This window comes from Devosia sp., assembly GCF_030689745.1.
Taxonomy (GTDB): domain Bacteria; phylum Pseudomonadota; class Alphaproteobacteria; order Rhizobiales; family Devosiaceae; genus Devosia; species Devosia alba.
In genome coordinates this window covers 1-12,092 of the sequence record NZ_JAUYGL010000201.1, presented here as the reverse complement: position 1 = coordinate 12,092, position 12,092 = coordinate 1, and the positions used below count along the sequence as shown (strand labels likewise).

The following is a 12,092-nucleotide window of genomic DNA, read 5'->3' as shown; positions in this document are numbered from 1 at the left end:
GTGTTGATTGTGGCCAATCGGGCCACCCACGCCTATCTGCTCGACAAGCTGCGAGCGGTACCGCGCAAAGACCCGGTCGCCGAGCACGATTGATCGCTCATGGTCGCTTTTGCGAACGGCAGGGGGCGTCGCCCCGGGCCGTCCACGACCCGGCTGCGGCGCGGGCAGACTGGCGCCTTCCCGCAGCGGTGACTGCGCGTTGACAGGCACGCCTGCACCCACGGGCTCTGGGCATTTCGGCGCCTCGCGGTCGCCCAATTGCCGCCGAGGTCAGCCACGCAACGCCCTGTCGACCCAAACTTGCCTGCAACCATGGTCTTTGTTATTTCGGCGACGACGTCGCCGAAACGTGCGATCAGCGGCGCAAAATGCTGGCCAGCGATGGTATCGCTTAGATCGAACAATGAAATCCAACGGACGAGAGGGTAATCCATGAAGCTGGAATCAATTGCGCTGCACCACGGCTACACATCGGAGCCAACCACCAAGGCGGCCGCGGTGCCGATCTACCAGACCACCTCCTATACCTTTGACGACACCAAACACGGCGCCGACCTGTTCAATCTGGCGGTGCCGGGCAATATCTATACCCGCATCATGAACCCCACGACGGCCGTGCTGGAGCAGCGCGTGGCGGAAATGGAAGGCGGCATTGCCGGGCTGTGCGTGGCCTCGGGCATGTCGGCCATCACCTATGCGATCCAGGCGATTGCCGGGATGGGCGACAATATCGTTTCGGTGAGCCAGCTCTATGGTGGCACCTATAATCTGTTCATGCACTCGTTCCCGCGCCAGGGCATTGATGTGCGGCTGGCCGATCAGGGCGATTTTGACGGCATCGACGCGCTGATTGACGAGAACACCAAGGCGGTCTTCTGCGAGTCGATCGGCAATCCGGCCGGCAATGTTGTGGACATTCAGCGGCTGGCCGAGATCGCGCACAAGCATGGCGTGCCGCTGATTGTCGATAATACGGTGGCGACGCCCTATCTGTGCAAGCCGTTCGAATTCGGCGCCGATATCGTGGTGCACGCGCTGACCAAATATATCGGCGGGCACGGCAATTCCATCGGCGGCATCATTGTCGATAGCGGCAAGTTCGACTGGGTCAAGAACAAGGACCGCTTCAAGATCCTCAACGAGCCCGACCCCTCCTATCACGGCGTGGTCTATACCGAGGCGCTTGGCGCTGCTGCCTATATCGGGCGTTGCCGCGTGGTGCCATTGCGCAATACCGGCGCGGCCCTGTCGCCGCACAGCGCCTTCCTGTTCCTGATGGGGCTGGAAACACTGGGCCTGCGCATGGAACGCCATTGCGAGAATTCGCTGGCTCTGGCCAACTACCTGCAGGCACATCCCAAGGTGAGCTGGGTGAATTATGCGGCGCTGCCGACCAGCAAGTATCATGCGACTGCCAACAAGATCACCAAGGGCAAGGCCTCCGGCATTGTCAGCTTTGGCATCAAGGGCGGCGCGGTGGCGGGTGGTCAGTTCATTGACGCCCTCAACATGATCCTGCGACTGGTCAATATCGGCGACGCCAAATCACTGGCCTGCCACCCGGCCTCGACCACCCATCGCCAGCTCTCGACCGAGGAACTGGCCACCGCCGGTGTGTCGGAAGATCTGGTGCGCATCTCGGTGGGCATTGAGCATATTGACGACATCATTGCCGATGTCGAACAGGCGCTGGCCAAGGTCGGCTAGCGTTCAGGCCGATTGGCAAGTGCCACATGCAAGGGACGGCATTTCTGCCGTCCCTTTTTTTTGTCAGGGCGTGGCTAACGACGAAAGCCGCTGGCCGCCCGGCGGGCCGGACCTAGTTCAGGAACACCCTGACACTGTCGCCCCGCCCTTCGGCGTCGACCACCGACAGCGTGACATAGCCGGGACCATCAGGGTGCCAATTGTCCTGACGGGCAAAGCCGGGCCGCCCGAACGGGGCGCCATTGGCAAAGAAGGTGAAGGGGGGCACCCCGTTGCGCACCTTGACCATGAGCGGGGCGGATTGGCCGAGGCCCAGCCCCAGATCGACGGCCACCCCATCGCCGGGAAAGGCGATCTCGGGGGCGGCGTCGCGAGCGACCAGGTCGGTGTCGGGATGGCGGAAGCGCCGTAGCGGGGCGGGCAGCTCGGTGGTCGAGGCAAACAGGGTCCCCTTGGGGGCGCGCGGCAGTGGCGCGCGCCGACTGCCCAGCCGGTCAAAGGCCTCAAACAGGATTGGCGCGGCGCCGGTAATGCCGGCGAGGCCCGGGACGGGGGCGCCATCGGGGCGGCCGGCCCAGACGCCGATCACCGTCTTGCCGTCAAAGCCGATGGCCCAGGCATCGCGATAGCCATAGGAGGTGCCGGTTTTGTAGGCGATACGACCGGGCGAGCCGTTCAGCGGTGGGGCGACGTCAGCCAGGATATCGGCGACATACCAGGCGCTGATCGGGTCGAGCACGGGCGCGGCAATGGGTGGGGGCAGTGGCGGGGTGGTGCCGTCATGCACAATCACCGGCGTGCCGCCCTGGGCAATGGCGGCATAGACCGAAACCAGATCGCGAAGGGTGATGCCGACGCCACCCAGGCCGACGGCAAGGCTCGGCGCGGTATCGGTGGGCAGGCGCGGATCGGCATGGGCCCGGCGCAGGCGCGACACCAGCCGCGCCGGCCCCACGGCATCAAGCACCACCACGGCGGGGATGTTGAGCGACTGCGTCAGGGCGTCGTGAATGGTCACCGTGCCGCGACTGAAGCCATCAAAATTGATCGGGACATAGCTGCCAAAGGCGGTGGGGCGATCCTCGATCAGGCTTTGTGGATGGGCCAGTCCCAGCTCGAACGCCAGCCCATAGATCAGCGGCTTGAGGGTGGAGCCGGGCGAGCGTACGGCCCTGGTCATATCGACATAGCCCTCGCTCTGGGTGGCAAACAGGCCGGCCGAACCGATTGAGGCGAGGATCTCGCCGCTTTCGATATCGGCGGCGACAATGGCGACCGAGACCCTGGGGTCAATCAAGCGGGCCCGCGCGGCAGCAAGCTGCTCGAGGGCGTCCTGCAGGCGCCGCTCGATGGTCAGACTGATCGTGCGGGTTTCGGGCTGGGCGCGCATCGCCTGTTCGGCCAAGTGGGCGGCCAGCATGGGAAAGGCCCGGCGGGCCGTCGGCACCGGCTCGTGCTTGGCGGCAATGGCCTCTTCAACCGGCAGGGCCCCCAGGGCCACGAGACGATCAAGCACCTTGTCGCGACCGGCACGGGCGGCCTCGGGATTGCGGTCGGGGCGGCGAAGTTCAGGCGATTGTGGCAAGGCCACCAGCAGCGCCGCCTGCGCCGTGGTCAGCCGGTTCGGCTCCTTGCCGAAATAGGCCAGGCTCGCGGCGCGGATCCCCTCGATATTGCCGCCATAGGGCGCCAGCGTCAGGTAGAGGTCGACGATGTCGTCCTTGCCGAGATCGGCTTCGAGCTGGCGGGCATGCACCATCTGGCGCAATTTGCCCCAGGCGTCGCGCGTGGGTTCCCCTTCGAGCAGCCGGGCCACCTGCATGGTCAGCGTTGAGCCGCCGGACACGACCCGGCCGCCCGCCATGACGAATTGCCCGGCGGCGCGCAGCATGGATGACCAGGCGATGCCGTCATGGCTGGCAAAGCTGCGGTCTTCATAGGCGATCAACATGGCAAGGAAGCGCGGATCGACCGCGTCGCGCTGGACGGGAAGGCGCCAGCGGCCCTGCGCGGTGGCGAAGGGTCGCAGCAACAGCCCGTCCCGATCGGTCACGGCGGTGGAGACGGGCAGCGTGGCCGCATGTGGCGTGGGGGGCAGTGCCTGCGCAATGCCGGCAATGCTGGCGCTGAGCTGGATCGTGCCGACAAAGGCCAGCACGAACAGGGCAAAGCCGAGCAGCGTCAGCCACCGCGCCCAGGGGCGCGGTGAGGATAGGGGTGGTGTCGCCTCGGGCGTGCTCACGGGCCTGTCGCTGTCACCTCGACCATGCCAGCGGCGGTATTGGCCCGCAGCTCTGGCCGATACATGTCCTCGACAGTGGCGCCGGGCAGGGTGAACAGACCCGGGCTGACGGCCCGCACCAGATAGGCCGTGGTGAAGCTACCCGGCTCGGAGAAGAAGCGGAAGGCGGCGACATATTGGTCGGTGCGCGATTCCACATGGCTGGCCGTGTCGAGCTGCAGCCAGTTGAAATCGGCAACGCCTTCGCCTGCCGACAGGTCCGGGTTTTCGATTTCAAAGCCGGCGGGCAGAGGGTCGGCCAGCAGGTATTGTCCTGATCCCAGGGTTTCCGGATAGACGGTCAGCACCACCACCAGCTGCTCATTCTGGGCGATGGCGTCGATGTCGATGTCAACGGGGGTGCCATCGGGCAGGAAATACTCGCGGAACAGGGTGAAGCCGGCATTGGATGGGTCGGGCTGCACGCTGGGATAGCCGGTGACGGTCACCTTGGCCTGGGTGGCGGCATCGCCATTATTGGTGATGTCGATGGGGCTGAACCCGGTCTGCTCGAAGCGGCGATAGACCGGCGCGGCGAGGGCCTCTCCGTTCAGGCTGATGGTCCCGTCGGTGGTGCCGCTGCCCAGGGCAGCCGCCGCCAGCAGGGTCCAGCCGTCTTCCTGGGTCGAGCTATAGCGGGCGGCGTTGCGCAGTTTGGCGAGCTGGTCGGCCAGCGCCGTCAGATCGACGCCGGCCGGCTTGAATTCGGCCGCCAGTGCCAATACGCCCGCTGTGTCGCGCAGCAGGCTGCCATAGTCGGCACGGTAGCGCTGCCGGTTGGGCGCATCGGCCAGACTGCTGACGGCCGCATCGAATGCCGTGGCGGCGCGGGTGGTGTCGCCATAGAGCGCCAGGGCGGCGCCGAGCTGGGCCTTGGCCAGGGGCGAACCGAAGGCGTCGAGGCGTGCTTCGAGATAGTAGCGCAGATCGCCCATGCTGACGCGTCCGGCGCGCGCCAGATCGTAGAGTGCATAGGCAATGTCTTCGCCGCCATTATCGAAGTCGCTGGCATAGGAGAGCTGGTTGCCCAGATTGTCGAGCGCCCGGCTCATGGCCTGCTCGGGCACCGCATAGCCGGCTGCCCGGGCGCGCAGCAGGAAGTCGGTGACATAGCCATCAAGCCAGCCATCGCCACCATCGAATGGCCCCCAGAGGCCAAAGCCGCCGCCCGAATTCTGCTTGGACAGCAGATTGGCAATGGCGTTGTTGACGGTCTGGCTGAGCTCTTCATCACCCGCCACGCCGATCAGCTTGGCGACGTCGTTGAGGTAGAGCAGCGGCAGGGCGCGGCTGGAAATCTGCTCGGCACAGCCATAAGGATAGCGGTCGAGCGAGAGCAGCAGGCCGGGGACATCGAGCCGGGCGAGAGGGCCGACCGCCAGGGTCATGGCGCCGGTATTGGCCATGTAGCTGGCAAAAAAGCCCTCATCAATGCTGGTGGTCTTGCCGGGGTCGATGGCAATCAGCGTGCTGGTGGTGACCGGGGCGCTGATGGGGCGGACGCCCAGGGTCAGCGCCTTGGTCTGGGTGCTGTCATCGGGTGCGGTGATGGTCAGGTCGATGGGCCAGTCGCCGATCGCCAGGCCCTGCAGCTTGAGGTTGAGCGCCGTGCGTTCACCCTGGGCCAGCTCGACCAGCGTGTCGGTCGCGTCAGTGCCAAGGCCGGTGCCGGTCGACAGGGCGACACCGTAAGTGCCCGATGCACCACCCACATTGTTGATCTCGACGAGCAGGCGCGAGGTGTCATCGACACGCAGGAAGCGCGGCGGGCTGAGGGTGACGACCACCGGATCGCGCACGATCACATCGGTCGAGGCGTGGCCGACCGCAGTGTCGGTCCAGGCCATGGCCATGACCCGTACCGTGCCCGAGAAATCGGGCATGTCGAAGGTGATGCTGGCCTTGCCGTCGGCATCGATGTCGACAATGCCGGAATGCAGTGCGACCAGCACCGAGGTGGGTGGCGGCGTGCCCAGCCGCGCCGCGCCGCCATCGCCGCCCGAGCGCATGGCGCCGGCCATGCCCTGGGTCGGATCGATCAGCGAGCCATAGAGATCGCGAATATCCATGCCGAGCTGGCGCTGGCCGAAATACCAGTCATCGGGGCTGGGCACCTTGAAATTGGTCAGGTTGAGAATGCCCAGGTCAACGGCGGCGACGGCGACATAGGCCCGCTGGCCGGCGGCCAGATTGCCCAGCGCGATTTCGGCGGTAAAACTCTGGCGCGGCAGTGCGATGTCGGGCGTGACAAGGCTGACATCGAGCTTGCGGTCACCCGGTTCGACATCGGCAAAGGCCAGGCCCAGGGCGCGCGATGGCATGCGCTTTTCGCCCGCATCGGCGGGACGATAGAGGATGGCCGTCACATAGGCGCCGGGGCCCCATTCATCGGTAACCTCTAGCCCAATGGTGGTGCCTTCGGCGGGGACCTCCACCGCCTGCATGGCGATGACGCGGTTGTCGACCACCATTACCAGCGCGGTGCCGGCAAATTGCGGGTCGAGCTTGAGCCGGGCCGTTTCGCCAACGCGATAGGCCGGCTTGTCGAGGGCCACCTGCAAGGTGTCGGGCGTGTCCGAACCGGCATCGGCATAGTAATAGCCGGCATAGAAATCATAGCTCGAGGCGGTCGCGTCGGGGCCGGTGCTGTCGACCTCGATCTGGTAGCGGCCCCAATCGACATTGGCGCCTACGGTGACCGGCCCGCCCGCCGGTGTGTCAACGCTGCCGCTGGCTACTTCGCGGGTGGTGGTGATGGCTTCCCACTGCCAGGCGCTACCATTGCGATACCACTGATAGGTGGTCTCGACGCGCGACAGGGTCCAGTTCAGGCCGGTCTTGGCGACAGCCTCGCCCTCGGGCGAGACGGCAATGATGTTGAACTGCGCCGCACTGCCCGAGGGCAGGCCGGTGGGGTCGGAGAACACCGGCTTGATGCCGATGCGATCGCCGTCGGCCAGCACAGGGCGGGCAATACTGCGCTCAATGGTGCGGCCATTGGTGTCGACCAGCCGCAGCAGGATCTGCGCCTGCAGCGGCCGCGTGGTGGTCTGCACCGGCGGCAGGGTGATCTCGGCCACGGCATTGCCGGCCTCGTCGGTGGTGCCGACAACGCCAAGCGGCTCGCGCGTGGTTTCCATGCTGTCGTCGAGCCGGCCGAAGGTATAGCCGGGGAAGGCCTTCAGCGTCTTGACCGGGCTGATGATGGCGTCGGCTTCAATGGCCAGGCCCGGTGCGGTGGCGCCATAGAGATATTTGGCGGCGACGTCGATCTCGGTTACCGCCTCGATCACGAAGGGCGCGTCGTCGGCGGTGCTCAGCTCAAAGGCCAGCCGCTCGGGCTCGAAATCCTCGACGAGGAAACTGGTGGAAGACAGCGCGTCGGCATTGGGATCGGAATAGAGCCGCAGCGTCCAGGAACCGCGCATGGCTTCTTCGACCATGGGCAGGCTGGTGAAGTAACCACCGGCGCCCTCGTCGCTGAGCAATTGCGTGCTGGCGATGACGCCGTCTGGCCGCTGGACCTCCAGGGTCAGCGGCAGGCCGGTGACGGCCTGGGCGCGGTCATCGCGCAGGAGGGCGGTGAGGAACACGGTTTCGCCGGGGCGATAGACGCCGCGCTCGGTGGTGGCAAACAGGTCGAGCGGGCCGGGCGAGGGCCGCCCTTCGACGCCGCGATCGGTCAGGTCGAAGGCCGGCTTGCTCAGATCGAGAAAGGCATAGTCGCCGTCAGCGGTTTCGGCCACCAGCAATTGCGGTGCCGCGCCGCCCGTGCCGCGGGCCAGCCCGGGGGCAAACAGGGCGCGGCCATCGGCGTCGGTTGTGGTCTCGCCCAGCACGTCATTGTTGACGGCAATCAGGCGGACGCTGGCATTGGCCACCGGCCGGGCGTCGGTCAGGCCCCGCACAAAGGCGTGCACACCGTCATCGCCGGCAATGGTGGTCAGGCCCAGATCGGTGATGATGAACCACTGGGTAGCTTTTTCTTCCCAATAGCGATCCTCGACGGCGCCCTTGATGCGGGCCGTCACCACATAGGCACCCGCCCGCATGTCGCCGATGGCATCGGCGATGGGAATGGCGGTGGTGGTCAGCGCATTGGGCTCGCCACGCGCCAGGTCGACCTCGCCGCTCCAGACCTGCTGGCCAACGCGGTCGGCAATGTCCTCAGCCGCGTAATCGGTCAGATTGCCCTGGAAAATGCCGTCGCGCACGGCGCTGGCAATGGCCCGGTCGCCAATGCGGTAGATCTTGAGCTCGGCGGTGTCGGCATTGACCGAGGTGATCGGCAAGCCGCCACCCAGCCCGGCTGGCATGACATAGGCATTGTTGGCAAAGCCGACAAAGGGCGCGCGATCAGGCACATAGACATTGAGCTCGACATCGTCGCTCAGGGTTTCGCCATCGGCCGAGGGCAGACCGGCCCGCAGCTTGATGGCGTAGCGGCTGCCATGGCTGACGCCGTCGACGCAGATCTGGTCGGCCTCGGTCTCCACCGAAGTCTGGGGGGCATCGGCGACCACGACATAGGCGGAGAGGTCGGTGCTGCCGAGCGGATCGGAGAACACGGCGCAAATGCGCGGGGCGGCTGCCTCGGCATCAACCACATGATTGACCACGCGGAAGCCGTGCTGGGCGACAATTTCGTCGAGATGAGCGGCCACGTCGGCGTCGGGGACCAGGGCGAGGCTGAGCCGATAGGTGGCGATCGCCTCGCGCCACATGCTGGCATATTCCAGGCCATTGGCCAGTGCCCGCAAGCCATAGGCCCGGTCATCGACACTGGTGGCGCGCAGAAAAGCGTTGAGGGCGGCCGACACAGCGGTGCGGCCAAGCTCGGCGCTGTTGTCGCCTTCGCTGGCACCAGCCACAGCTTCGGCGCGGGTCAGCGCGGCAATGGCCAGCGCCTGCCACAAGGCGGGATCATTGGGGTTGATGGCCAGCGCCTGGCGATAGGCGATCATTGCGCCGGCCGGATTTTCGGCGGCGCTGGCGGCGTCGCCATCGGCTACCAGATCGGCATAGCTGGCCTTGGGCGGTGGCGCGTCGGTCAGCGGCAGCTCATTGGCAAAGCGCCGCGCCGTATCAATCAGGTCCTGGGCCGGAAAGGGCAGTTCGGCCTGACGCACCACCGCGGTGGTGGCCATTGTCGCCGCACGGTCGAGCGTGCCCGAGACGGCACTCTTGAACTGGGTGGCCTCGCCGATATCGCCCTTGAGGAAACACCAGTTTGATTTCTGGTTGAAGGTGAAGGCCAGGCAGAGCTGATCCTCGGCACAGGCGGCGCTGCAGGCATCAAGACTGCTATCCTTGACGATGGCATAGTCAAAGCCCGGCAGGTCGGTGTCGGGCAGCAGGGTGATGTTGGGTTCGGCTGCCGGCGCGCTGGCCATGCCCAGCGCCAGGATCAGTGCCGCTCCAACCCAGCGAATAACGCCAACACCGTGCCGCATGCTGCTCTCCCAAGCTTCAAGCCTCTGCTGCATATGGACAATAGGCACGGGCAGAATGCAAGGGAAAGACGGGGCAGGACCGGGCTGATTGGTGTCGCCTAGCCTTTTGGCGGCGTCACATCGCCCGGCCGGTAAATTGCCAGCGGGCGAATTTCATAGGCGCCCGCGCCACTGCCGGGATTGGCCTTGGCCAGTTCCTCGGCGAAGGCGATGGCCTCATCGATTGAGTCGCAATCGGCAACGTAAAAGCCCAGGAACTGCTCCTTGGTCTCGGCAAACGGGCCGTCAAGCACCACTGTGGTGCCCGAGTTTTTGCGCAGGGTGGTGGCGGCGCTGGTGTTTTGCAGCCGCACCACCGGGCCCAGCCGGCCCTTGGCGCGCATGGCGTCCTGCACCAGATCGAGCCGGGCCATGCAGGCATCGTCTTCCTCTTGGGTCCAGGCGCTGACGGCCTTTTCGTCCTCATAGCAAAGCACGGCATAAAGCATGGTGCGAATCCCTGTGTTGAACCGGGGGATTATGCCGGGACTTTCTGGTCTGGAGAAGGCATGGGGGACACAAATCGGCGCCCGGTCCCTTCGCGTGCACGGCGCGGTGGTTTATGCAATGTTCTCGTCTTGCAGTTGATTCAGTTCCCGTTGGGGGAGAACACCCATGGAATACCGCTATCTGGGGCGCTCGGGCCTGAAAGTGTCGACCCTGACCATGGGCACCATGACTTTTGGGGGCAGCGAGAAGATCGGCAATACCAGCCGGGCCGACGCCGCGCGACAGGTCGATATGTGCCTCGATGCCGGGATCAATCTTTACGACACTGCCAATGTCTACAATGCCGGCGTGTCGGAGGAGATTCTTGGCGATATCCTGGCCGAGAACGGGCGGCGGCAAAAGGCGCTGATCGCCACCAAGGTGCGCTTCAAGATGGGGGATGGCCCCAACGAGATCGGGCTGAGCCGTCACCATATCATCGCGCAGTGCAAGGCCAGTCTGCAGCGCCTGAAGACCGACGTCATCGACCTGTACCAGGTGCATGAATGGGACGGGCAGACGCCGATCGAGGAGACCATGGAGGCGCTCGACACGCTCGTGCGCCATGGCCATGTCCGCTATATCGGCTGTTCCAACTATTCGGGCTGGCACATTTCCAAGGCGCTGGCGGCCGCCAGGGAGCGGGCCGGCGAGCGCTTTGTCAGCCAGCAGATCCATTATACGCTGCACTCGCGCGAGGCCGAATATGAGCTGGTGCCGATCAGCCAGGACCAGGGGCTGGGCATTCTGGTGTGGTCGCCGCTGGCCGGCGGTCTGCTGTCGGGCAAATATCGCCGCGACGGCGGGCCCGACAGTGGCCGTCATGTCGGCGGCTTCCGCGAACCGCCGGTCTATGACTGGGACAGGCTCTACGACATTGTCGATGTCATCGTGGCCATTGCCGGGGAGCGCGGCGTGTCGGGGGCGCAGGTGGCGCTGGCCTGGACGCTGGGTCGAGTGGGGGTAAGCTCGGTGATCATTGGCGGGCGCAGCCAGGCCCAGTTCCAGGACAATCTGGCCGCTGCCGATCTCGCGCTGAGCGTCGATGAACGGGCACGGCTCGACGCGGTCAGCCAGCCGCCGCTGCTTTATCCCTATTGGCATCAATCCTTCACCGCGCAGGACCGGCTGGGCAAGATCGATCTGGACCTGATTGGCCCCTATGCCGAGGATTTCAAGCGTGGGTGATTTTCTGTTTGCGCCCCATGCTCCCGTCACGATCCCCATTGCCCGGGGCGGCTTGTTTGCCGTGCGCCGGCTCTATTGCGTCGGCCGCAACTATGCCGAGCACATCGTGGAAATGGGCAATGACACGCGCGACCCGCCGTTCTTTTTCGCCAAGCCCGCCGATGCCGTGCTGGTGGGGGGGGCGGCCATGCCCTATCCGCCGCAGACGGCGGATCTGCAGCACGAGATCGAGCTGGTGGTGGCCATCGGCAAGGACGGGGCCGATATCGCGGTGGGCGATGCACTGAACCATGTCTATGGCTATGCGGCCGGGCTGGATATGACCCGGCGTGATCTGCAGGCACTGGCCAAAAAGGCCGGGCGCCCCTGGGAGATGGCCAAGGCATTTGACTGTTCGGCGCCCATCGGCACCATCGAACCTGCCGAAGCCATCGGCCATCCCGACAGCGGCGCTATCACGCTGTCGGTCAATGGCGTGGAACGCCAGCGCGGCGATCTGGCTGACCAGATCTGGAGCGTGGGCGAAGCCATCGCCTATCTCAGCCAGTTTGTGACGCTGAAGGCCGGCGATCTGATCATGACCGGTACACCGGCCGGGGTCGGCGCGGTGGGGCGCGGCGATGTGATCGAGGGCAGCATTGCGCGCGTCGGCACGGTGCGGACAGTGATCAGCTGATGACAGTCTGGTCCCCCCAGCAGGACGCGGCGCTGGTCGCGGTATCGGATTGGCTCAAGGACCGCGACGGCCCGCAGGTGTTCCGCCTGTTCGGCTGGGCAGGCACCGGCAAGTCGACGCTGGCGGTGCATCTGGCCCAGGATGTGCGCAAGGTCCGCTTTGCCGCCTTTACCGGCAAGGCGGCGCTGGTGATGCGCAAGCGGGGATGCAAGGGCGCCCAGACCATTCACAGCCTGATCTATACCCTGGTCAGCGAAAA

General features: G+C 65.6%; 7 protein-coding genes. 4 read left to right on the top strand and 3 right to left on the bottom strand.

Annotated features, from left to right (window positions below):
* Positions 1 to 432: 432 nt before the first annotated feature.
* Positions 433 to 1,707 (top strand): O-acetylhomoserine aminocarboxypropyltransferase/cysteine synthase family protein, encoded by a 1,275-nt coding sequence (locus Q8O80_RS17835; protein WP_305581744.1) that lies wholly within the window; start codon positions 433 to 435, stop codon positions 1,705 to 1,707.
* Positions 1,708 to 1,819: 112 nt separating this feature from the next.
* On the opposite strand, the gene pbpC is transcribed toward Q8O80_RS17835, so the two are convergent.
* The 3 genes from pbpC to Q8O80_RS17820 all read right to left on the bottom strand — a co-directional run bounded on the left by pbpC (position 1,820) and on the right by Q8O80_RS17820 (position 9,929).
* Positions 1,820 to 3,949: a penicillin-binding protein 1C gene (pbpC, locus tag Q8O80_RS17830; RefSeq protein ID WP_305581742.1), complete on the bottom strand. Its 2,130-nt coding sequence runs from the start codon at positions 3,947 to 3,949 to the stop codon at positions 1,820 to 1,822.
* Positions 3,946 to 9,441 (bottom strand): alpha-2-macroglobulin family protein, encoded by a 5,496-nt coding sequence (locus tag Q8O80_RS17825; protein ID WP_305581740.1) that lies wholly within the window; start codon positions 9,439 to 9,441, stop codon positions 3,946 to 3,948. The genes pbpC and Q8O80_RS17825 overlap by 4 nt, the downstream gene beginning before the upstream one ends.
* Before the next feature lie 98 nt (positions 9,442 to 9,539).
* Complete coding sequence (locus tag Q8O80_RS17820) at positions 9,540 to 9,929, bottom strand: YciI family protein (RefSeq protein ID WP_305581738.1); 390 nt, start codon at positions 9,927 to 9,929, stop codon at positions 9,540 to 9,542.
* 166 nt (positions 9,930 to 10,095) lie between these two features.
* Here Q8O80_RS17820 and Q8O80_RS17815 point away from each other — a divergent pair, with 166 nt between their 5' ends.
* From Q8O80_RS17815 to Q8O80_RS17805, 3 genes are all read left to right on the top strand, one after another.
* Positions 10,096 to 11,157 (top strand): aldo/keto reductase, encoded by a 1,062-nt coding sequence (locus Q8O80_RS17815; protein WP_305581736.1) that lies wholly within the window; start codon positions 10,096 to 10,098, stop codon positions 11,155 to 11,157.
* Entirely contained in the window at positions 11,132 to 11,833 is a 702-nt protein-coding gene (locus tag Q8O80_RS17810; protein WP_371136234.1) for a fumarylacetoacetate hydrolase family protein, read from the top strand. The genes Q8O80_RS17815 and Q8O80_RS17810 overlap by 26 nt, the downstream gene beginning before the upstream one ends.
* A partial coding sequence (locus Q8O80_RS17805; RefSeq protein WP_305581732.1) for an AAA family ATPase occupies positions 11,833 to 12,092 on the top strand: 260 nt, incomplete at its 3' end. The genes Q8O80_RS17810 and Q8O80_RS17805, both read left to right, overlap by 1 nt.